This window comes from Nonomuraea sp. bgisy101 (genome assembly GCF_057708945.1).
This window is the reverse complement of record NZ_JBYITD010000035.1, coordinates 45,880-68,031: the sequence shown is the minus strand read 5'-3', so window position 1 is coordinate 68,031 and position 22,152 is coordinate 45,880. Positions and strand designations below refer to the sequence as shown.

Genomic DNA, 22,152 nt, shown 5'->3' with positions numbered 1-22,152 from the left:
TCCGTGAAGGTTGTTCCTGGTGGTCAACCGTAGGAGGCGGCAATGAGACGACCAATGCTCAAGAGTGCGCGATTCATACGCGATCGTGTCGTGCTAGCGTCAGTCTGTGGATGTGCTCAGTGATGTGATCGCGCTCATGCGTTCGGGGCGGCCCCGCTCGGCGCGGGTCGCCTGGCACGGCCCATGGGCGCAGCGCTTCCCCTCGGTTCCGGGATCCGCGGGCTTCCAGGTGATCCTGAGGGGTTCGTGCTGGCTCATCCCACCCTCCGGCGATCCCGTGGCGCTCGGCGTCGGCGACGTGGTGTTCTTCCCCCACGGCCACGGGTACGTCCTGGCCGACAGCCCTTCCGCGACTCCGGCCGAGCCCGTCTGCGACCCGCTGGAGGACGCCGAGCTGTTCGTCTCCGACTTCGTGGGCGGCCACGGCCCGGTCACGGTGACGCTGTGCGGCGGCTACCGGCTCGACCCCCGTCACTCCCACCCGCTGCTCCGCGACCTGCCCGAGGCCATCCACCTGCCCGCCAGGTTCGGCCACCACCCCGAGCTCCGCGCCGCCGTCGACCTGCTCGGCAACGAGATCGGCAACCCCAGGCCCGGGGCGGACATCATCGTGCTCGCCCTGCTCGACATGCTCCTGCTGTACATCCTGCGCGCATGGTTCGACGAGCCGCCCGAGCGGGCCAGGGCGACGGGCTGGGCGGCGGCCCTCGCCGATCCTCCGGTCAGCGCGGCCCTCCACGCCGTCCATCGCGACCCGGCCCACCCGTGGACCGTCCAGACGCTGGCCGCCGAGGCCGGGCTGTCCAGGGCGGCCTTCTCGCGCCGCTTCACCGCCCTGGTGGGGCAGCCGCCGCTGACCTATCTGACGTGGTGGCGGCTGACCAGCGCGGCAGGACTTCTTCGAGCCTCCGACGCCCCGCTCGGCGAGGTGGCGGGGCGCGTCGGCTACACCTCAGAGTTCGCGTTCGCCAACGCCTTCAAGCGGGAGTACGGCATCGCGCCCGGCAGGTACCGCCGCGAGGCCGTCATCGGCGGCGCCGACGGACCCGCGGCTCCCGCGGCACGCCGTACGAACCGGTGAGGCCTGGGCGGCGGACTCGCCCGGTCAGGCCCACGCGCCGCATATCGCCGGCGAGGCCGGCATGTCCCGGGCCGCCTTCGCCCGCAGGTTCACCGAACTCGTCGGCAGGCCGCCGCTGGGATACCTCACCGACTGGCGGATGACGCCGGCCGCCGATCAGCTGCGGGAGCCGAACACCGCGATCGCCTCCGTGGCCCGCCGGGTCGGCTACCGGGACCCGTTCACCTTCAGCGCCGCCTTCAAGCGCGTCCGCGGCACCGCCCCGAGCAACCTGCGCCGAGGCCCCTTCAGGTGATCACGGTCACCGCGCCACCACGGTGAGGTCCGCGGCGAAGTCGCGGTCGAGGGGGAAGACCGGCCGCAGCAGCCGCTCGTACGGCAGCCGCCGCAGGTCCTGGTCGACGCCGCCCGGCGTCAGCGCCAGCAGCCAGTCGCCCGCCGCCTCGAACAGCTCGGGCTCGAGGTAGCCGATCTTCACGACCACGAGGTCCACCGTGCCCGCCTCGACGCCCAGACGCCTGTAGGAGGCCAGCTCGCGGTACTGCATCCGGCGCGAGGTGACGAAGACGCTGAGCCCGCCGACCCTCAGGCTCACGCACCGCCCGCCGTCGGGGTCGTCGGCGACGGCCTCCAGGACGCCCTCGATCGGAAGGGGGCCGGGCTCGCGCGGGTCGATGCGGCCGCCGACGCGCACGCTGACCGGTGAGCCCGGCGGCAGGTCCGCGACCCGCGCCACGGCGTCGGGGTCGACCAGCGAGGCGTACACCGCCCTGACCGAGCCGTCGGCGATCTCGGGCCGGGTCAGCATCCGCTCGAGGGCGAAGGTCACGTCGTCGGCGCCGCCGGCACCCGGGTTGTCGCCTGAGTCGCTGATGAAGAACGGGCGCCGGGCGGGATCCTTGACGGCCACCAGGGCCTCGTCGAGGCACTCGTCCATGGTGCCGGTGGGCGCGACGAACGTGAAGTCGTCGCGCGCCTCCCAGAAGTGCCGGCCCAGCTCGCGGGCCGCCGCGGCCGTGGCGGCCGCGTCGGTGCCCGTGGCGACGACCGCGCCGCTGCAGCGGGGCTCGTCGGCCCAGGCGAAGCCGATCCAGATCGCGACGTCGATGACTCCGTCCCTGGCCTCGATCTCGGGGACGCGGGCGTACAGTGCCTTGGCCGGGTCGAGCCGCGTGCTGGTCATCTCGCCGGGCAGCAGGATCGGCACGTGGACGAGGGCCTTGTGCGGGCGCCGCCCCCGGCGGAGCGCGTCGACCAGGTTGCGCGCCGCGCGCTCGCGGGTCTCCCACACGTCGACGTGGGGCGCGGTGCGGTAGCACGTCAGCAGGTCGCACCCGTCGAACAGCGCGTGAGAGACGTTGCCGTGCAGGTCCATGGCCGCGGAGACGAACGGCTCCGGACCGACGAGCGACCGGATGGCGGTGACGAGCCCGCCCTCGGCGTCGTCGCGCCCGACGACGCTCATCGCGCCGTGGATGTCGAGCAGGATCCCGTCCAAGGGGCCGGCGGCGGCCAGTCCGTCGAGGATCTCGGCGTGCCAGGCGTCGTACGTCTCGGGGGTGACCGCGCCGCCGGGCAGGGCCCGTGCGTGCACGAGAGGCACCCATTCGACGTCGGCGGCCCACGGTTCGGCGGGCGAGAGCCAGCCGTACCTGGCCAGAAGCGCGTCTCCGCGGGTGACCTCGAAGTCACCGGCGGTGCTCAGGTGCGGCGAGAACGTGCTGGACTCGATGTGCACGCCGCCGATGGCGACGCGGAGGGGACGGGACACGGGCGGGGCTCCTCAGGAGGGTCGGACGTCGGCCGACGCGCGCACCAGATGCCCGAGGCCGACCAGGGCCGCATCCGGGCCCGCGACGCTGGCCTCGATGGACAGGGACTGGGTCATGGAGGGCAGGCAGCGCTCGTAGAGCATGCTCCTGGCCGCGGCGACGTAGACGTCGAGGCTGGACAGCGCTCCGCCGATGACGACGGCGTCGGGATTGAGGAAGTTGACCAGGCCGGACAGGGCGACCCCGAGCAGGCCGCCGGCGTGGCGCACCATCGTCACCACGGACGGCTCGGCGTTGACGCTTGCGGCGATGACGTCCCTGGTCGTCGTCACCGGCAGGCCCCGCTCCTCGAGCTGGCGGGCCAGGGCGGCGCCGCTGGCCACGGTCTCCAGGCACCCTCGGCTGCCGCAGGAGCACTCGCGCTCGCCGCTGTCGGCCACGCGGACGTGGGTGACGTCGCCGCTGAGCCCGCGGCCGCCGCGGTAGATCTGGCCGCCGCTGACGAGGCAGCCGCCGATGCCGGTGCCGGCCTTGACGTAGATCATGTCGCCGGTGTCCCTGCCGCGGACGATGTGCTCGCCCATCGCGGCCGCCTTGGCGTCGTTGTCGACGACCACGGGCACGCCGAAGCGTTCCCTGAGGTGGGCGTGAGCGTCGAAGCCGCTCCAGCCGGGCATGCGGGCGGGGCCGATCAGCCGTCCGAGCGGGAACTCGACGGGACCGGGCAGCGCCATGCCGATCCCGAGCATCGCCTGTCCCGGTGCTGCCGCCGACCTGAGCCGCCCGAACGCCTGCGCGACCGCGTCGAAGACCTCCGCGGGGCCTGAGGCGATGTCGATGGCCTCTTCCTCGGCCGCGAGCAGCCGCCCGTCGGGCGAGCACAGGCCGATGCGGGCGTGCCTGGCGCCCAGTTCGGACACGGCGAAGACGCCACCCATGTCGCGCAGGCGCAGGATGCGGGGCCGTCGCCCGCCCGTGGACCTGCCCACCCCCTCCTCCAGGATGGCGCCCTCCTCCAGCAGCCGGCGCACCACGCTGGAGACGGTCGAGGGCGCGACCTGCAGCGTCTCGACGAGGTCGGCACGGGACGTGGCCTCGCCACTCGCCAACAGGCTCAGCGCCTGCTCGCGCAAGTTGGCGGGACTCGATGGGTCCGACATGCCGCTCCTCCCTGTGGCCGGTTGCCCGGCGCCGTCGCACAGAGCCCCATCATGGACCACGCGCCACTTCGACTCTAGCCCGAAAGAAGTATGCGAAACAAAGTCATTTAGTTCCGTTGACTTCATACATTGCCGTCTATACATTCTCCGGATTGAGCGCACCTAGGCCCCGAAAGCGCAGGGCACGTGCACGTCAATCGAGGAGATCCCATGGGGAGCAGATTCCACAGGCGCGGACTCCGCGGCAGCGCCGCCTTAGCGTCCGTGATGGCCATCGGGCTGGGCCTGGCCGCGTGCAGCGGCTCCGGAGGCGGTACGCCGAAGGGCGCCCAGAGCGGGAGCCAGGGCAAGGACAGCGTGACCGTCGCCCTGAGGACCCCGAACTGGATCCTGCCCATCTCGGCGCCCGGCTTCACTCAGGGCGAGAACGCCATCTTCGGCGCCGCGCAGTACCGCCACCTGTACGAATACCGTCTGGACGGCTCGGCGAAGTACAACATCGACCCTGAGCGCTCGATGGCCGAGCCGCCGGAGGTGAGCGACGGCGGCAAGACCCTGACGATCACGCTGAAGGACAACACGTGGTCGGACGGCAAGCCCGTCACCACCCGCGACGTCCAGTTCTGGTACAACCTCGTCTCGGCGAACAAGGACAAGTGGGCGTCCTACCGGGCCGGGGGCTTCCCCGACAACATCGCCGACTTCTCGGTCAAGGACGCGAAGACCTTCTCCCTGACGACGAAGAAGGTCTACAACACCGCGTGGTTCGTCGGGAACCAGCTCAACCGCATCGTGCCCCTGCCCCAGCACGCCTGGGACAAGGACGCGGCCACGGCGAAGGTGAGCGACCTCGACACCACTCCCGACGGCGCCAAGAAGGTCTTCGACTTCCTCCTCGCCGCGTCGAAGGACCCCAAGACCTACGCGACCAACGAGCTGTGGCAGGTCAACAGCGGCGCGTGGAAGCTGGAGAAGTACGTGCCGAACGGCGAGGTCGTCCTCACCGCGCGCGAGAACTACTCCGGCGCCGACAAGCCGAAGCTGTCGAAGGTGGTGCTGAGGCCGTTCACCGGTGACGACGCGGAGTTCAACGTGCTGCGCGCCGGGGAGATCGACTACGGCTACCTCCCGCCCGCCAACCTCTCCCAGCAGAAGTACCTCGAGTCCAAGGGGTACAGGGTCTCCCCCTGGTACGGCTGGTCCATCACCTACCTGCAGCTGAACTACAACAACCCGAAGTCGGGGCCCCTGTTCAAGCAGCTGTATCTGCGCCAGGCGATGCAGATGCTCATCGACCAGCCCACGATCAGCAAGGTCATCTGGTCCGGCATGGCCGCGCCGACGTGCGGCCCCGTCCCGCTCAAGCCGGGCACCAACGGCTCGAGCGACGGGTGCGCCTACTCCTTCGACCCCGCCAAGGCCAGGCAGCTGCTCGAGGCCCACGGCTGGCAGGTGACCCCGGACGGGCAGACGACCTGCCAGAAGCCGGGCACGGGACCGGACCAGTGCGGCGAGGGCATCGCCTCCGGCACGCCGCTGGCCTTCACCGTCACCAGCCAGACCGGCTTCGCCGCGACGACGAAGATGTTCGCCGAGATCAAGTCGCAGATGGCCAAGGTGGGCGTCGAGCTGACCATCAAGGAGGTGCCCGACTCCGTCGCGGTCACCCCGGCCTGCAAGCCGTCCGAGGCGAGCTGCTCCTGGGACATGTCCTTCTTCGGCTCCCAGGGAAGCTGGTACTACCCCGCCTTCGCCAGCGGCGAACGGCTCTTCGCGACCGGCGCGCCGGTGAACCTGGGCGGCTACAGCGACCCGGAGGCCGACAGGCTCATCGAGGCGACGCAGTTCTCCGCCGACGAGGCCACGCTCAAGGCCTACAACGACCACCTGGCCAAGGACCTGCCGGTGCTGTGGATGCCGAACCCCGTCTACCAGATCTCGGCGTTCAGGTCCGATCTGCAGGGTGTCGACCCCCAGGACCCGATGAACGGCATGTTCTTCCAGGACTGGTCCTGGACGAGCTGAGACGAGGACCGTCCCCGACTCCGGTGGCCCGAGACAGGGCCACCGGAGTCCCCGGAACAAGGAGGGGCCTCCGTGGCCCGGTATCTGATCACGCGCCTGGGCCAGGCCCTGGTCATCGTCGTGCTCGTCACGATGATCACATTCGTCATCCTGCACCTCCTGCCGGGAGGCGTGGCACGCGCCACCCTGGGCAAGGAGGCGACGCTGGAGCAACTGGCGGCGTTCAACCGCGACATGGGCTACGACCGGCCCTGGGTCCAGCAGTACGTCATGTACGTCGAGCGCCTGCTGCGCGGTGACCTCGGCTACTCCTTCCAGCTCAACCAGTCGGTCACCGAGGCCATCGGCCAGCGGCTGCCCAAGACCACGGTGCTGTCGCTGCTGTCGACCCTGCTGGCCGTCGTCGTGGCCGTCCCGCTCGGCGTCGTCCAGGCGGTGCGCCGCAACCGATGGCCCGACTACGCCATCACCGCGCTCTCGCTGCTGGCCTACGCCACTCCCATCTTCTTCATGGGTCTCATGATGATCATTGTTTTCTCGCAGGTCTGGCCGATCCTGCCACCGGAGGCCCCCCAGGGCTTCACCCTGGGCGAGGTGCTCGCCGACCCCGCGGGACTCGTCCTGCCCACCGTCACGCTCGCCATCGTGACCATCGCGGTGTACTCGCGCTACGTCCGCTCCTCGATGGTCGACAACCTCAACGAGAACTACGTGCGCACCGCCCGGGCCAAGGGGCTGCCGGAGGGCAGGGTGGTCGGCCGGCACACCCTGCGCAACGGGCTGTTCCCCGTCATCACGCTGCTCGGGATGTACCTGCCCGCGCTCTTCAGCGGCGCCCTCGTCGTGGAGTCGCTGTTCAACTTCCCCGGCATGGGCCAGCTGTTCTGGCAGGCGGCGCTGAAGCGTGACTTCCCCATCCTGTTCGGCGTCACCCTGATCATCGCGGTGGCGACCGTGCTCGGCGCGCTGCTGGCCGACCTGCTGTACGCCGCCGTCGACCCCAGGGTGCGGCTCAGGGCGGGCCGAGCATGACCACCTCGACCGGGACGACCGTCGAGCGGAGCGAACCCCTCGACGACGAGGCGCCCGTGCGCGGACTGTGGCGCCAGGGGGTCGAGGTGTTCGGCGAGAACCGCCTGGCCCTGGTGGGCCTGGCGCTGTTCGTCCTGCTGGGCGCGGTCTGCTTCCTCGGGCCGCTCTTCTACCACACCGACCAGGTGCACACCGATCTCGCGGCGGTACACCTGCCTCCCGGTACGGCCGGGCACCCGCTGGGCACCGACGGCGTCGGCTACGACCAGCTCGGCCGCCTCATGCTCGGCGGCCAGACCTCCATCGTCGTCGGGCTCGCCGCGGGCGTCCTCGCCACCCTCATGGGCACGGTCTGGGGGGCCATCGCGGGGTTCGCAGGCGGATGGGTGGACGCGGCCATGATGCGCGTCGTGGACGCGATGATGTCGATCCCCTCGCTGTTCCTGTTCATGCTCATGGCGACCATCGTCACGCCCAGCGTGCCGATGCTCATCCTCATCATCGGGGCCTTCGCGTGGCTGGGCCCGGCCCGGCTCGTGCGCGGCGAGGCCCTCAGCCTGCGCTCCCGCGAATACGTCCAGGCCATGCGGTCGATGGGCGGAACCGGCGGCCGGGCCGTACGGCGGCACATCATCCCCAATGCCATCGGGACGGTGATCGTCAACGCCACCTTCCAGGTCGCCGACGCCATCCTCTACGTCGCCTACCTGTCGTTCCTCGGCCTCGGCGTGCCGCCTCCCGCCGCCAACTGGGGCGGGATGCTCTCCGACGGCCTCGCCGACACCTACAGCGGCCACTGGTGGCTGCTCTACCCGCCGGGAATCGCCATCATCCTCATCGTCCTCGCCTTCAACTTCATGGGCGACGGGCTGAGGGACGTCTTCGAGGTCCGCCTCCGGCGGCGCTAGCAGGAGCACGAACATGAGCGCACCGACCGATCCGACCGAACCCCTGCTGCGGCTGCGTCACGTCAGCACCGACATCGCGCTGCGCAGGGGCGTCGTCCACGCCCTCGACGACGTCAACCTGGAGGTACGGCAAGGCGAGACCCTCGGCGTCGTGGGCGAGTCGGGCAGCGGCAAGACCATGACCGCGCTGTCGGTCATGGGCCTGCTGCCGCCCGGCGGCGACGTCGTCGGAGGGGAGATCCTCTTCGAGGGCCGCGACCTGCGGTCCCTGCCGCCGGCGGAGGTGCGCAGGATCCGCGGCGTCCGGATGGGCATGGTGTTCCAGGACCCGCTCACCTCGCTCAACCCGACCATGCGCATCGGTACCCAGGTCGCCGAGCCGCTGCGGGTGCACCAGGGGGTCGGCAAGGCGGAGGCGCGGGAACGGGCCGTCGAGATCCTGCGCAGGGTCGGGATGCCGCGCGCCGACAAGATCGTCGACGCCTACCCGCACCAGCTCTCAGGCGGGATGCGCCAGCGGGTCGTCATCGCCATGGCACTCGTCTGCTCGCCCCGCCTGCTCATCGCCGACGAGCCGACGACGGCGCTCGACGTGACCACGCAACGCCAGATCCTCGAGCTGATCGACGACCTGCGTGAAGAGTTCGCCATGGCGGTCGTCCTCGTCACCCACGACCTGGGCGTGATCGCCAGCCGGGCCGACAGGGTCGCGGTCATGTACGCGGGCAGGGTGGTGGAGTCCGCGACGACCGCGGAGCTGTTCCGCTCGCCGCGGCACCGTTACACCGAGGCCCTCATGGAGGCGCTCCCGGGTTCGGCGTCGAGAGAGAACGGCTCGCGCGGGCGGCTCTACAGCATTCCCGGCCTGCCGCCCGACCTGTCCAGGCCCATGACCGGGTGCCGGTTCGCGCCCCGCTGCCGGTTCGCCATGGAGGCGTGCCGTACCACTGACGTGGCCCTGTCGGCGGGCGAGCACGGGCACGCGTGCCTGCATCCGGTCGAGCCGGTCCAGGCGTCCTCGGCCAGGGTGACGATCGTCCCGCCGGAGGAGCCGCCGTCCGAGCCTGCGGCGGAGGCCATCCTGTCGGTCCGCGAGCTGGTCAAGGACTACGAGGCCACGGGCGGTGGACTGCGAAGGGCGTCGGGCAGGGTGAGCGCCGTGGCCGGGGTGTCGTTCGACGTCCACCCCGGCGAGACGTTCGGGCTCGTGGGCGAGTCCGGGTGCGGCAAGTCCACGGTGGGCCGCCTGGTCGTCGGGCTGGAGGAGCCGAGCGGCGGGCGGATCGTCGTCGACGGCGCCGACATCGCCACGCTCGACCGGCGCGAGCGCCGCCGGATGCATCGGCAGGTCCAGCTGATGTTCCAGGACAGCTACGCGGCGATGAACCCGCGGATGCGGATAGACGCCATCCTCACAGAGCCGCTGGAGATCCAGCGGGTGGACGATCCCGCCACGCGCCGCAGGCGCGTCGCGACGCTGCTGGACCAGGTGGGTCTGTCGCGACGGGTCCTCGAGCGCTATCCGCACGAGTTCTCCGGCGGCCAGCTGCAGCGCATCGGACTGGCCCGGTCGCTGGCGCTGCGGCCGCGGCTGATCGTCGGTGACGAGCCGGTGAGCGCGCTCGACGTGTCGATCCAGGCGCAGGTGCTCAACCTCATGCGCGACCTGCAGCGCGAGCTGGGCCTGTCGTACGTGTTCATCAGCCACGACCTGTCGGTCGTAGACTACATGTCGGACCGGATCGGCGTCATGTACCTGGGCAAGCTCGTCGAGGTCGGTCCCGCACACGACGTGGTCAGGGCCGCCCGGCACCCCTATACCCAGGCGCTCATCGACGCCGTCCCCTCCGCCGACCCCGGCTTGGCGCCGCGCGAGAGCATCGCGATCCGCGGCGAGCTGCCCAGCGCGGTCAACCCGCCGACGGGCTGCCGGTTCAGGACGCGGTGCCCGCTGGCCGAGGAGATCTGCGAGAGCGAGCCGCTGCTGACGGGCGGCGCGCACCAGGTGGCCTGCCACTTCCCCCTGCGGAGCTGATCACGGCCCGCCGTTGATCGACCAGCTTCTAGGATGTCGGCCATGCGAGCGATCTGGCGGGTTCTACTGGTGTCGGCCGCGATCGGTGGGATCGTCTGCGCGGTGATCGCGCTCAGGAATCCATGGGTCACCTTCACCGTGCAGAGCAACATCGTGCTCGCGCTCTACTACCTGTGGCGCCTGCTCGGCCGGGAGACCTCGGCCACGGTCAAGGGGGCGGTGACGCTCCACCTCGTGATCACCGGGGTCGTGGCGTTCTTCGCCCTGCCGCTGCCCGACCTCGGCGGCGGCCCCCGGCACTGGGGCAACCTCCTGCTGCACTGCGTCACGCCGGTGATGGCGTTCGTCGACTGGATGGCCTTCGACCGGGCGCGGCGGCCCGGGTGGGCGGATCCGCTGAAGTGGCTGGCCTTCCCGCTCGCCTACGGGGCGCTGGTGCTGGTGGCCGCGCCCGCGTTGCCGCGCCGTATGGCCGCAAGGTACCTCCATGACGACGTCCTGGTCTGGACGGACTACGCGCTGGCGGCGCTCGCCTTCTCCGCGCTCTTCGTGGTGGCGGGCTATGCGCTGATCGCCCTCCACCGGCTGACCGCCCGCGGCCTGGCCGGCTGATCGTCCATCCGACCTGTGCAGCGAACGATCACATGAGGGCGCCTGATCTCCCAGAGCGACGCCATCAGGGCCGGGCGTCGCCGGGACAGGGCGCCCTCCCGCCCCACGTGAAAGCGGCACGGGCTGCGGTGTGACCTATATCGCGGAGTTTGTCCGGAAATTTCGGCCAATATTCCACTTGGTAGATTTTCCGACGTCATGTTGTCCAGCACGGTGCGGGACCAGTCGCCCGCGCTGCCTTAGCGTCGGTAGCCCCCAGCCGAGGAGGCGACACCGGTGAACTGGCACATTCATGACTATCGCGAAGACGACCTCGCGGCCGTCGTCCATTTGATCGACACGACCGCGGGCCTCGGCCAGGAGTCGGTGTTCTCGCTCGCCGAGTGCCTCGGGGCTCTGACCTCACGCCAGCCCGCCGTCGTGGCCGTCCACCAGGGCGTCCCCATCGGTGCGGCGCTTTCCCACGTGGCGGGCGAGCGGGCCTGGGTGATGCGGATCGCGATCGCGTCCGCCTGGCGCGGGCGCGGGCTGGCCAGCGCCCTGCTCAGAGAGCTGGAGCGGCGGCTGATCGACGCGCGGGTGCGGCGCATCGCCTACGTGCTGCCGGAGGAGGAGCTGATCGGCGAGGGACTGGTGAACGCCGGCTACGCCAGGCGGCCGGCGGTGGCCTACTTCGAGAAGGCCGAGCCCGCCGTCGGTCCAGGTGCCAACCTGCTGGCGGAGCTCGGCGGCCGGCTGCTGCCGGGCGACCTGTGGGACAAGGTGGCAGGGATGGAGGTGGAGAAGGACCTGATCGACAGGCGCATCGTGCTGCCGCTGGCCGAGCCCGAGCGGGCCGCCAGGCATGGCGTACGGCCGCCCCGGGCCATCGCCCTGTTCGGCCCGCCCGGCACCGGCAAGACCACGTTCGCGCGAGCGATCGCCTCCAGACTCGGCTGGCCGTTCGTGGAGCTGCTGCCCTCGAGGCTGGCAGGAGACGGCAACCTGGCGGAGGCGCTGCGCACCGCGTTCGCGCGGATCGCCGAGCTCGAGCGGGTTCTGGTCTTCATCGACGAGGTCGAGGAGATCGCCGCAGTACGCGCCGAACGCCCTGAGACGGGCACCCACGGCATCACCAACGAGCTGCTCAAGCTGATCCCCGGCTTCCGGGAGCGGGACGAGCGGCTCCTGGTCTGCGCGACCAACTCCATCCGCTCGCTGGACCCGGCGTTCCTGCGGCCGGGACGGTTCGACTATCTGGTGCCCATCGGCACCCCCGACGCGGCCGCCCGCTCGGCGATCTGGTCGCGCTATTCCGGCGCGCGGCCCGATGTGGACCTGGAGACGCTGGTCGCGGCGAGCGAGTTGTTCACGCCCGCCGACATCGAGCACGCCGCCAGGTCCGCGGCGCAGACCGCGTTCGAACGCGACCTCTTCGGCGCCGGCCGGTCCGCCGAACTGCCCGCGGGCGCCGGTACGGCCGACTATCTGGCCGCGATCGGCCAGTGCAGGCCGACCGTCACCGCCGCGATGATCGACGAGTTCACCGCCGACATCACCTCGCACGCTCGCCTCTGAGCGAACGCGGCCGTGCTCCCCGCGCCGTCGGGGAGCACGGCACCCCCGGATCAGGACCCACGCCGCCCCGCATGTACGTTCGGCCCCACGGAACGATCTTGGGGCCGATGCGCCCCTTCACAGAAGAGAGGCCGAGCCATGCGGTTGATCACTGCGGCGACCACGACAGGCGGGATCCGCGGCGTCCTCAACGACGGCGTCGCGGCGTTCAAGGGCATCCCCTACGCGAAGAGCCCGTTCGGAGCGCTGCGCATGGCGGCGCCGGTGCCGATGGACCCGTGGGACGGCATCCGTGACGCGACCCGTTTCGGGCCGCGTCCGCCCCAGCCGGCGATACTGCTCGGCGCGCCGGCGTGGAGCCCGGCGGACGGGCTCGACTGCCTGACGGTCAACGTCTGGTCGCCCGACCCCGGCGGCTCAGGGCTGCCGGTGATGGTGTGGATCTACGGCGGCGCGTACATCACGGGCTCGGCCGACCTTCCCGAGTACGACGGGGCGCGCCTGGCCCGCGAGGGCGTGGTGGTGGTCACCTTCAACCACAGGATCGGCATGGAGGGATTCGGGCAGGTCGAGGGCGCTCCGGCCAACAGGGGCCTGCTCGACCAGCTCGCCGCGCTGCGCTGGGTGCAGGAGAACGCCTCGGCCTTCGGCGGCGATCCGGCCAACGTCACCGTCTTCGGCGAGTCGGCCGGCGCGGGCTCGATCGCCTGCCTGCTGGCGATGCCCGCGGCGGCCGGGCTGTTCGGGCGCGCCATCGCGCAGAGCGTGCCCGGCGTGTTCTTCTCGCCCGGCGTCGCCTCGGGCATCACCGCCTCGATCGTGGACAGGCTCGGGGGCGCCTCGCCGTACGACAGCAGGCCCGAGGAACTGGTCGCCGCGGCCGGCGCGGTCATGGCCGAGGAGGGGCGCGACGACCCTGACCGGTGGGGGCCGATGGCGTTCTCGCGCATGCCGTTCGCTCCGGTGGTCGACGGCGAGGTGCTGTCCGACATCCCGTGGAGGGCGGCGGGCGGGGCGGGGCGCGACATCGAGCTCGTCGTCGGTTTCACCAGGGACGAGTACCGGCTCTTCCACGCGCTCGGCGAGGGGATGACCGGTGACCTCGCCGCGGCCATGGAGACGCTCGCGCCGGCCGGCGCGGACGCCGCCTACCGGGCCGCCCATCCCGACGCGACGACTGAGGAGCTGTTCGTGCTGCTGATGTCGGACTGGCTGTTCAGGATGCCCACCGCGCTGCTGGCCGACGCGCATCCCGGGCCGACCTACGCCTATGAGCTGACCTGGGCGCCCACCGCGTTGGGGGCCTGCCACGGGCTCGACGTGCCGCTGGCCTTCGGCACCCTCGACACCCCGCTCGCGGGCATGCTGATGGGCGGCTCCGCCGAGGCGGAAGGGCTGTCCCGCCAGTTCCGCACGGCGTGGACCCGCTTCGCGGCCACCGGCGATCCGGGATGGCCCGTCTACGAGCCCGCGAAGGCCGTCACCCACCTGTTCGACGTCGACCCCTCTGACGTCGCCGATCCCGAGGCGCCCTCGCGCGCGATCTGGTCGGAGCGCGGCATCTCGATCATCTGACGACCGGGCAGGTATGGCTACCGCCGTACCTCCATTGGCCGGATCGCCCGAGCGGCGAAGATGTCAAGACCGGCCGTCTACCTGCACTTCAGCGGGAAGGAGGACGTCTTCAGAGCGGTGGCGCGGCGGTTCGCCCATGACATCGTCGCCCGCGCGGCGACGGCGCGGCTTTCCGGGCGCCCGGTCGCGGAACGGCTCCACGACGTGCTCGCGATCAAGATCGGGTTCTTCACCGGGGCGGTCGAGGCGGAGTTCCGGGCGGAGATGTTCGCCGAGGCCGGCATCGCCCAGGAGAGGGCGGAGCCGGCCGTCCTGCGCACTCGCGTGCGACAGCTCGTGGAGCCGGCGGTCAGAGGCCTCACCGGCAGACCCGCACCCACCGGCTGACGACCGAGGCCGGGCCTGGGCCGGCGACCCGGACGTCACTCGTGGACGAGCCGTCCTCCCTGCGACCTCACGAAGTCCTGAGCCCGTCGAAGACCACCCGCAGCGTCCCGGTGCGCAGGGTGTCGTCTCAGCCGTGATGCTGGGCCGCCAGGCACGTGGCGCTGAGCAGGGCCAGGAGCTCGGGCATGCCGACGTCCCGCCGCACCGCCCCCGAGCGCTGGGCCCGGAGCAGAAGGGCCTCGATGGGCGCGCAGGTCGGGGGCTCCGGCCTTGGCGTCGATGCCGGCACTGGTCAGCGCGTCGACGAAGACCTTCTTGGTCGTCGCGTGCTCCACGATCCTGGTGAAGAACTCGAAGAACGCCTCCCCCGGGTCGTCGGCCGCCCGCCAGCTCCTGGGCCCTGGCGGCCAGGCGGCCCACCCTGTCCACCACGATGGCCTGATAGAGGGCCTCCTTGGTGGGGAACTGGCGGTAGATCGTGCCGGAGCCTCGGACCGCCGCCAGGGGGAGGGTCTGATCGCCGCCGTCGCGGCGGGTGCGAGCCGGTGCGCGTCGATGCGACCGCCCGCGGCGACGCCGACCGGAGGGTCCACTCCGTGTGGAAATGTTGTGTCACGAGGCTTTGATGCGGGATTGAACATTGTGCCCTGGGTGGATAACGTCCGGGAGGATTCACCTAGCCGTTCGGAGTCGTTCATGCGCGATGTGGGCGGGTTAGTTGGGCGTGACGCCGCATTTCAGGTGCTTCTGGAATCCATGACGCACCCACCGTCGGTCGCCCTGGTGGAGGGGGAGCCGGGCATCGGCAAGACGACGCTGGTGCACGCCGCGGCGCAGGCCGTACAGGCGGAGCGGACCATCCTGCTCGGTCACTGCCACCAGCTGCGCGAGCCGTTCCCCTACGGCCCCGTCTTCGAGGCGCTGCGCGACCTCATGGACCGGCTGCCGGGGCCTGGGCGGCTCAACCCGGTGACCGGCGCGCTGCGCGGCCACCTGCCCGAGCTGACCGACGTGCTGCCCGCCGCCCCCGCGCCGCTGACGGATCCGGGTGCCGAACGCCACCGGCTGTTCCGCGCGGTCCACGAACTCCTCGCCGCGGCCGGTTCCACCGTGCTCGTGGTCGAGGACCTGCACTGGGCCGACGACGGCACCCAGGACCTGCTGCGGTTCCTGCGCCGCAGGCCGCCCGAAGGGCTGTCCCTGGTCCTGACCTACAGGAGGCAGGACCTGCCCGCCACGGGGCTGCCGCTCGGCTCCTCCTACCGCCACTCCCCCGTGGCCACCAGCGTGGTGATCTCCCTCGAACCGCTCGACGCGCACGACGTCGGCACGCTGGCGGCCACGCTGCTCGGCAGGCCGGGCCTGCCGCCCGCGTTCGTGGCGCGGCTGCACGAGCGCACGTCGGGCATCCCCTTCCTCGTGGAGGAGGTGGTCCGGTCGCTGGGCGACGACCGGCGGCCCGAGGCGCTGGAGCGCGCCGGTGTGCCGCGGCTGCTGCGCGAGTGGATGACCGAGCGGCTGGCGGGTCTCTCCCCCGCGGCGCTCGCCACCGTGCGCGCGGCCGCCGTGCTGCGTCTGCCGGTAGGCGAGCCGCAGCTCGCGGCGGTGGCGGGCGACGCGGGCGGGCTGGTCGAGGCGCTGCGGTTCGGCGTGCTCCACGAGTACCCGGCCGGCAGGTACGGTTTCCGTCACGCCCTGGCCCAGGAGGCCGTCTACGACACGATCCCCGGCCCCGACCGCAGGCTCGCCCACGAGCGCGCCGTCGCGACGCTGGCGGCGGCCGACCCTCCCCCGCTGGTCCAGCTCACCTTCCACGCGCGCAGATCGGGCGACACGGCCGCCTGGCTGAGGTACGGCGCGGCGGCGGCGGCCCGCGCCGCGGCGATGGGCGACACACCGCTCGCCGTCGAGGTGCTGGAGGAGATGCTCGCCGACCCCGAGCTGCCCGGTTCGGAACAGGTGGCGCTGGTGCTCACGCTGGGCCGCCTGGCACTGGCCGGGCTGTCGTATCCGCGGGTGATCAGGCTCCTCAGGCATCTGCTCTCCGATGACCGGCTCCCCCGCGACCTGCGCGGTGAGGCGCGGCTGTCGCTCGGCCTGATGCTCTTCGGACAGGGCGGCGACGTGGTCGCGGGGCGCACGGCGATCCTCGCGGCGGTGGAGGAGCTGGGCGATCGCCCGCTGGCGGCGAGGGGCCTGGCCGCCCTGGCCATGCCGGGGTGGGGCGCGGAGTCCCTGCCCACGCGCGAGAAGTGGATGGCGAGGGCGGAGGAGCTGGTCGCCACAGCCGATGACGCCGAGCTCGAAGCGGCGGTGCGGGGCAACAGGGCGGCGCTGGCGATGTCCGTCGGCTCGCCCGAGGCAGCCGGTCTGGCGGCGACGCTGCCCGCCACGGACCCGTCGGCCGCCGTGCGCAGACAGGTGGCCCGCGCCTACTGCAACCTGTACGACCTGACGGCCATGCTCGGCCGCTACGCGGAGGCCGAGGAGTACGGCAGGCTGGTTCGCACGCTGGCGGAGGAGACGGGCGCGTTCTTCCCTGCACACCTGGCCCACGGGGTGACGTTGCGGATCGAGCTGATGACCGGCCGGTGGGACGGCCTGGCGGCCAGGGCCACCGCGGCGATCGAGGCCATGGAGGAGTCACCGGTGGCCGCCATGGAGGCGCATTTCGTGCTCGGCCGGCTGGCGATGGCCTCCGGTGAGTGGGCCGAGGCGGCGGCGCGCCTGCGCGCGGCGGGACTCGACGACCCTGACGCGCGCTACCTGCCGCTGGTGCTGGCCGCGTGGGGCGGCTTCATCGAGCTGCTGCTCGCCCGCGGCGAGCCGGCGCGGGCGGTGGCGGAGACAGGGCGGGCGGTGGCCAGGCTCAGCGCGACGGGGTTGTGGGTGTGGGGCGACCAGGTGGTGCCGCCGGCCGTCAGCGCCCTGCTCCAGGCCGGGCGGGTCGCCGAGGCGACCGAGCTGGTGTCGCGGTTCGCCGAGGGGACGCGCGGCGAGACGGCGCCGTCCGCCGCGGCCGCGGTCGAACTCGCGCGTGGAACGATCGAGACGGCCGCGGTCAGACACGAGGCGGCCGCGGCGCACTTCGCGCTGGCCAGGGTCAAGTACGCCGCGATGCCCCAGCCGTACGCGGCGGCTCGCGCGGGCGAGGCGGAGGCGGGCGCGAGGCTCGCCATGGGCGACCGTGCGGCCGCCGCCGCGGCGCTGGCCGAGGCGGCGGAGCGCTTCGCCGCGCTGGGCGCCACCCGCGACGCGGCCCGCTGCCGGCACGAGCTGCGCGGTTTCGGCGTGGCGACCCCCGCGGTCCGTCGCCGGGCCGCGGGGGTGCTGTCCCCGCGCGAGCGGGAGGTGGCCAGGCTGGTCGCGCTCGGCCGGACGAACAAGGAGATAGCGGAGGTGCTGTTCCTGTCGCGCCGTACGGTCGAGACCCACGTGGCCGCTCTTCTGCGGAAGCTCGGTGTGCGGTCGCGCACCGAGATCGTGGTCCCGGCCGAGGATCCGGCCGGGACCACGGGTCACTAGACGGTGATGCTCCAGGAATCCAGGATTCCGGTGTCAAGGAAGTAGACGTCCTCGATCTCCAGCACCCAGGTGCCGGCCGCCGGCTGGGTCACCGGCACCGAGAAGTTCCTCGTGCCGAAGACCGAGCAGGAGACGCCGCCGGCCGACCTGAGCCTGTACCACGAGCCGTTGGGGCCGCGCAGCCAGATCTCCAGGTCCTCGATGCAGGTGTGCGTGCTGGTGATCGAGATCTTCACCGGCGAGACGGCGCTGCCGCTCGCGTTGGAGGTGATGGGGCTCTGGATGGTGGTGAAGTCGTTGATGCGGTAGTCGGTGTCGTTGCGGAACGTGCGGCCTGGCTGGGTGGTCTGCACGGTCAGCGTGAACACCGTGTTGTGAGCGCCGGTCTCGCCGGTGCCGACGATCGTCACCTGGTGGCTGCCCGCCGGGGTCGACGCGGTGGTGTTGATCGTCAGCGTGGAGCTGGCGCCGGAGGTCACCGACGACGGGTTGAAGGTCGCCGTCGCGCCCGCGGGCAGGCCGGTGGCGGTCAGGTTGACCGTCTGCGCGGTGCCCGCGGTGGTCTGGGTGGCGACCGTCGTGGTGATCGCCTGTCCGGCCTGGACGGTGCCCGACGAGGGGTTCACCGCGATGGAGAAGTCACGGGAGGAGGGGGTGCCCACCGCGAGCTTCCAGATGGCGTACGCCGCGGCGTCGGCGGCACGATCCAGGATCGTGTCGTTGATGTTGGAGGTGGTGTCGCAGGAGGCGTGGTAGCAGGAGTCGTAGGCCTGACCCGCCGTGCCTCCCCACTTGGCCGCCTGCGCCGAGGTCTTGGTGTTGCTGGCGCCCGCCGCCACACCTGACGTCGCGATGCCCGCGTTGCGGAACGAGGCGTCGTCGGAGCGGTTGGCACCCTCGGTGTTCTCCTCGGGCTGCAGGTTCAGCGCGGTGTAGAACGCCCTGAGGTGGGTGGCCGCGGTGGTGTTGATGTTGTTGATGAAGTAGCCGCCGTTGCGCGAGCCCACCATGTCGTAGTTGTGGTAGACCTGGATCTTGGCGCGCTCGGTCGAGTTGAGCGAGGCGACGTAGCCCTCGGAGCCGTTGAGCCCCTGCTCCTCGTCGCTCCACCAGCCGAACCTGACGTGCTTGGCCATCGTCGGGTTCTTGGCGGCCAGGGTCAGCGCGACCTCGAGCAGCGAGCCGGAGCCCGAACCGTTGTCGTTGATGCCCGGTCCCGCGGAAACGCTGTCGAGGTGGGCACCCGCCATGATCACCTGGTTGGCGTCACCGCCTGGCCAGTCCGCGATCAGGTTGGGTCCCGCACCGGAACTGCAGGTCGAGCCGCAGTTCTGGCGCACGACCGTGTAACCGGCCGCGGTGAGCTTCTGCTCCAGGTAGGAGACCGAGGCGGTGTATCCGGGGCCGGTCGACCTGCGGTTGCCGCCGTTGTTGGTGGCGATCGTCTGCAGCTGCGCCAGGTGCGCCTTGACGTTGGTCAGGCTGACGTCGGGCGGATCGGTCGGGTTCGGCCCGCCGCCGACGGTCAGGCTGTAGGTGGCGGTGTGCGTGGCCGTCTGCCCGGTGCCCGTGACGGTGACCGTGTAGCTGCCCTGCGGCGTCGAACCGCTGGTGGCGAGCGTCAGCGTGGCGGAGTTCCCGCTGGTGACCGAGGTGGGGTTGAACGTGGCCGTGGCGCCGGAGGGCAGGCCTGAGGCGGAGAGGTTCACCGTCTGCGCGGCGCCCGCGGTGGTCTGGGTGCCGACCGTGGTCGTCACGGACTGACCTGGCTGGACGGTGCCGGAGGCCGGGTTCGTGCCGATGGAGAAGTCCTGGCTCTGCGCGGTGCAGTTGGGCTCGCCGGTCTGCACGGGCACGCTCACGGCGTTCCACGCCGCCTTGGTGGTGGCGCACTCGGGGCTGCCGGCCCCGTACAGTTCCACGGCCGCGGCCAGCGAGGCGGAGCGGACGTTCGCGTACCGCCACGACGAGGTCTTGCGGGCCAGGGCGCCCATGAAGATCTTTCCGGCCTTCTGGATGCCGATGCCGGTGACCGACGAGGGGCCGCCGGAGCAGATCGGGCTCGGCGGCTTGCCGCCGCCCGGCGCCGACCCCTCGGCCAGCAGGTAGAACCAGTGGTTGAGCGGACCGGCCGCCGCGTGCACCTCGGTGCCGGGAATCGCGGTGGACCAGCAGTTCGGGTCGCCGACGCGCGAGGGGTTGTACATGTACCTGATCGGCCCGTCGCCGACCAGGTCGACCTCCTCGCCCACCTCGTAGTCCGGCGCGTCGTTGGCGTTGTTGGCGAAGTGCTCGGTCAGCGCGCCGAAGATGTCACCGGTGGCCTCGTTGATGCCGCCGTTCTCGTTGCCGGAACCGGCGCCGCCCGGCGTGGTCTGGAAGATGGCGTGGCCGAACTCGTGGCCGACCACGTCGATCGGGGTGGCCTGGCGCTGGTTGTCCTGGGAGTGGCCGAAGTTGGTGTAGCTGCCGTTCCAGTAGGCGTTGACGTCCGAGAGGCCGACCCTGGCGGGGAAGCCGCGGCCCTGGCCGTCGATGCCGTTGCGGCCGAGCCAGTCACGGAGCATGTCCCATTCGCGCTGCACGCTGTAGAGCGCGTCGACGCAGGCCGTCTCCAGGTTGGTGCCGGAGTTGTTGCCCCAGACGTCGTCGGGCCCGGTGTACGGCTGACCGTTCTGCCCTCCGCACTGGATGCCGGGCCGCGAGGTGTCGACCATCCGGTACGTGCCGCTGGACTGGCTGGTGTCGACGGTCACGTTCGGGTAGTAGTTGCCGTTGCCGGTGCCCGCCCGCACCTCGTCGTAGGAGTCGGCGAACCTGCCCGTGCGGGCGTCGACGAAGACGTGCTGCTTGCTGGGCTTGCCGTCGGCCACGCCGGAGACCACTGTCTCCCATGCCAGCCTGGGCCGCTCGCCCCAGGCCAGCACGACCAGGCGAGGCGCCTCGCTGTCGTCGACGCGCGACAGGCGGGCCCTCGACACCTTGGTCGCCCGCTCGGCGCTGACCCGCGGCTCGACGGCGAGATTCTGGGGGCCGGGGCCGGACGCGGCGGTGGTGTCGCGCACCCGCCCCTCGGAGTCGGTGACGACGACCGCGTCGCCGCCGACGACCGGCAGGCCCTTGTAGGTGCGCTCGTAGGAGACGTAGAACATGCCACTGGCGCCGGCCGTCACGGCTCGGCGCCAGTAGGTCTCGTCGGGTCCCTTGCGTAACTCGTCCAGCCCGCTGGAGACGGCCTGGTCGGCGGCCGCCGCGGCGCGGCTCTCCGGGTCGTTGGCGGAGGTCAGGTTCTGAGGGGGTCGCACGCCGGGCGGTGCCGCCCCGGCCGCGGCCGGGTTGATCACCAGGGCTGTCGTGGTGGCCAGCCCGGCGACTGCCGCGAGAACGGATCTGCGTCTCACTCGCCAGTTCCTTTCATGCGTCCTCCAGACGGGCCCGCCGGGTGGGCGGGACGGTGTGGAGGTGGGGGGTGTGGCGGCTTGACAATAGATCCGGACTGGCAGCTAAGACATCCGTATAGATATCGGTATAGGTACGGATATAAGGAGGAAATAAGCTTCCCGAGTCATTCCTCGCTCAGGCGCGCGCCTCGTCGACCAGGAAGCGCGCCGCCATGTTCCAGCGGGCGTAGCAGGGCATCCCGAAGTATCGGCGCACGCCCGAGGCGTGACGCTCACGCCGGGCTCATTTCAGCCGGAGAAAGGGACGACCCGCAAAAGCGTCACGGGCGAATGGGTGGTCGCGTTCGACGGTCGGGGATCGCGTCAGGCCCGCCCGCCATCACCGGAAAGCGACGCGACCCTGGCCTCGATCGCGGCGATCAGGGCCTCCACGCGGACGTCGTAGATCGCATCGTTGCTGACCTCCGCCAGTTCCGTGCCGAGACGGGTGATCGTGGGGAAGCGTTCGGGGTCGACCATCCGGTACTCCCGCCTCCATGACGACTCGTCGCCCGCCCTGATCTCGGGGGCGAAGAGCACGTACGCGGCGGCCTGGCCCACGAATGCCAGGAGGGCGTCGGCCACGACCCGGTAGTACAGCGCCGCGTCCGCGCCGTCGAGCCCCGCCTCGGTGACCGCGCCGAGGATGAGTTCGACGATCCTGAACTCGTTGGCCCGCCTGGTCGTACGGCTCGCGGTGATGGAGGCCACCGCCGGATACTTGAGCGCGACCCGCAGCGACCCCGCCGCCAGCGCCCGCAGCCGGTCCTTCCAGGCGAGCCCGCCGGGAATGCCCTCCAGGATCTCACCGTAGGCCCGGTCCGCCACCGACAGCAGCAGCTCGTCCTTGTCGCGGAAGTGCCGGTAGATCGCCGTGGGGTCGGCTCCGAGCTCCTCGCCCAGCCGGCGCACGGTGAACGCGTCCTCGCTGCCCCTGGCGGCGATGCGCAGGCTGGCCTCGATGATGGCCTCGGGGCTGAGCTGGCTGCCCGAGCGCCTGGTCCTCACAGGTGTCTTCGCCATGATCGCACCAGTGTATCGGT

The 22,152-nt window shown here is 71.5% G+C and carries 15 protein-coding genes and 1 pseudogene; 11 read left to right on the top strand and 5 right to left on the bottom strand.

Features of this window, described 5'->3' with window-relative positions:
* The first annotated feature begins 106 nt into the window (after positions 1 to 106).
* Positions 107 to 1,081 carry an AraC family transcriptional regulator gene (locus AC3EO4_RS44540; protein WP_379582571.1) on the top strand — a complete coding sequence of 325 codons (975 nt, stop codon included), beginning with the start codon at positions 107 to 109 and terminating at the stop codon, positions 1,079 to 1,081.
* A 43-nt stretch (positions 1,082 to 1,124) separates the two neighbouring features.
* Positions 1,125 to 1,376 (top strand): helix-turn-helix transcriptional regulator, encoded by a 252-nt coding sequence (locus AC3EO4_RS44535; RefSeq protein WP_431901871.1) that lies wholly within the window; start codon positions 1,125 to 1,127, stop codon positions 1,374 to 1,376.
* 6 nt (positions 1,377 to 1,382) lie between these two features.
* Here the strand turns inward: AC3EO4_RS44535 and AC3EO4_RS44530 are convergent, their stop codons facing one another.
* Together AC3EO4_RS44530 and AC3EO4_RS44525 are read right to left on the bottom strand one after the other, a co-directional pair.
* Positions 1,383 to 2,852, bottom strand: a complete 1,470-nt coding sequence (locus AC3EO4_RS44530) for a M81 family metallopeptidase (protein WP_379582568.1) — start codon at positions 2,850 to 2,852, stop codon at positions 1,383 to 1,385.
* Between the two features lie 12 nt (positions 2,853 to 2,864).
* On the bottom strand, positions 2,865 to 4,013 hold the full coding sequence (locus AC3EO4_RS44525; protein WP_431901822.1) for an ROK family protein: 1,149 nt from the start codon (positions 4,011 to 4,013) through the stop codon (positions 2,865 to 2,867).
* Between the two features lie 210 nt (positions 4,014 to 4,223).
* Here AC3EO4_RS44525 and AC3EO4_RS44520 point away from each other — a divergent pair, with 210 nt between their 5' ends.
* The 8 genes and pseudogenes from AC3EO4_RS44520 to AC3EO4_RS44485 form a co-directional block, all read left to right on the top strand.
* On the top strand, positions 4,224 to 6,038 hold the full coding sequence (locus AC3EO4_RS44520) for a peptide ABC transporter substrate-binding protein (protein ID WP_431901820.1): 1,815 nt from the start codon (positions 4,224 to 4,226) through the stop codon (positions 6,036 to 6,038).
* A 72-nt stretch (positions 6,039 to 6,110) separates the two neighbouring features.
* Positions 6,111 to 7,070 carry an ABC transporter permease gene (locus AC3EO4_RS44515; RefSeq protein ID WP_431901817.1) on the top strand — a complete coding sequence of 320 codons (960 nt, stop codon included), beginning with the start codon at positions 6,111 to 6,113 and terminating at the stop codon, positions 7,068 to 7,070.
* On the top strand, positions 7,067 to 7,978 hold the full coding sequence (locus AC3EO4_RS44510) for an ABC transporter permease (protein WP_379582562.1): 912 nt from the start codon (positions 7,067 to 7,069) through the stop codon (positions 7,976 to 7,978). The genes AC3EO4_RS44515 and AC3EO4_RS44510 overlap by 4 nt, the downstream gene beginning before the upstream one ends.
* Positions 7,979 to 7,991: 13 nt before the next feature.
* Positions 7,992 to 10,013 (top strand): dipeptide ABC transporter ATP-binding protein, encoded by a 2,022-nt coding sequence (locus AC3EO4_RS44505; protein WP_431901815.1) that lies wholly within the window; start codon positions 7,992 to 7,994, stop codon positions 10,011 to 10,013.
* 42 nt (positions 10,014 to 10,055) lie between these two features.
* Complete coding sequence (locus tag AC3EO4_RS44500) at positions 10,056 to 10,625, top strand: Pr6Pr family membrane protein (RefSeq protein WP_379582558.1); 570 nt, start codon at positions 10,056 to 10,058, stop codon at positions 10,623 to 10,625.
* Between the two features lie 276 nt (positions 10,626 to 10,901).
* Positions 10,902 to 12,182: an ATP-binding protein gene (locus AC3EO4_RS44495; RefSeq protein ID WP_379582557.1), complete on the top strand. Its 1,281-nt coding sequence runs from the start codon at positions 10,902 to 10,904 to the stop codon at positions 12,180 to 12,182.
* 138 nt (positions 12,183 to 12,320) lie between these two features.
* Entirely contained in the window at positions 12,321 to 13,757 is a 1,437-nt protein-coding gene (locus tag AC3EO4_RS44490; RefSeq protein WP_431901814.1) for a carboxylesterase/lipase family protein, read from the top strand.
* A 21-nt stretch (positions 13,758 to 13,778) separates the two neighbouring features.
* Positions 13,779 to 14,144: pseudogene (locus tag AC3EO4_RS44485) on the top strand (TetR/AcrR family transcriptional regulator); the annotation flags it as partial.
* A gap of 127 nt (positions 14,145 to 14,271) precedes the next feature.
* Here the strand turns inward: AC3EO4_RS44485 and AC3EO4_RS44480 are convergent.
* Positions 14,272 to 14,433: an SbtR family transcriptional regulator gene (locus AC3EO4_RS44480; protein WP_431901811.1), complete on the bottom strand. Its 162-nt coding sequence runs from the start codon at positions 14,431 to 14,433 to the stop codon at positions 14,272 to 14,274.
* A gap of 467 nt (positions 14,434 to 14,900) precedes the next feature.
* On the opposite strand from AC3EO4_RS44480, the gene AC3EO4_RS44475 reads away from it, so the two are divergent.
* A complete protein-coding gene (locus AC3EO4_RS44475; protein ID WP_379582552.1) occupies positions 14,901 to 17,669 on the top strand; it encodes an ATP-binding protein in 2,769 nt (922 codons plus the stop codon).
* Here AC3EO4_RS44475 and AC3EO4_RS44470 read toward each other — a convergent pair.
* Positions 17,666 to 21,070 carry a M28 family peptidase gene (locus AC3EO4_RS44470; protein ID WP_379582550.1) on the bottom strand — a complete coding sequence of 1,135 codons (3,405 nt, stop codon included), beginning with the start codon at positions 21,068 to 21,070 and terminating at the stop codon, positions 17,666 to 17,668. The genes AC3EO4_RS44475 and AC3EO4_RS44470 overlap by 4 nt on opposite strands.
* A 363-nt stretch (positions 21,071 to 21,433) precedes the next feature.
* The gene (locus AC3EO4_RS44465; RefSeq protein WP_379582548.1) at positions 21,434 to 22,132 is read right to left on the bottom strand and encodes a TetR/AcrR family transcriptional regulator; all 699 of its coding nucleotides are present in this window, start codon (positions 22,130 to 22,132) and stop codon (positions 21,434 to 21,436) included.
* Positions 22,133 to 22,152 lie beyond the last annotated feature (20 nt).

Coding starts and splice junctions, on each gene's coding strand:
- AC3EO4_RS44525 (WP_431901822.1), bottom strand. CDS start 4,013: ATGTCGGACCCATCGAGTCCCGCCAACTTGCGCGAGCAGGCGCTGAGC.
- AC3EO4_RS44520 (WP_431901820.1), top strand. CDS start 4,224: ATGGGGAGCAGATTCCACAGGCGCGGACTCCGCGGCAGCGCCGCCTTA.
- AC3EO4_RS44510 (WP_379582562.1), top strand. CDS start 7,067: ATGACCACCTCGACCGGGACGACCGTCGAGCGGAGCGAACCCCTCGAC.
- AC3EO4_RS44505 (WP_431901815.1), top strand. CDS start 7,992: ATGAGCGCACCGACCGATCCGACCGAACCCCTGCTGCGGCTGCGTCAC.
- AC3EO4_RS44500 (WP_379582558.1), top strand. CDS start 10,056: ATGCGAGCGATCTGGCGGGTTCTACTGGTGTCGGCCGCGATCGGTGGG.
- AC3EO4_RS44490 (WP_431901814.1), top strand. CDS start 12,321: ATGCGGTTGATCACTGCGGCGACCACGACAGGCGGGATCCGCGGCGTC.
- AC3EO4_RS44475 (WP_379582552.1), top strand. CDS start 14,901: ATGACGCACCCACCGTCGGTCGCCCTGGTGGAGGGGGAGCCGGGCATC.
- AC3EO4_RS44465 (WP_379582548.1), bottom strand. CDS start 22,132: ATGGCGAAGACACCTGTGAGGACCAGGCGCTCGGGCAGCCAGCTCAGC.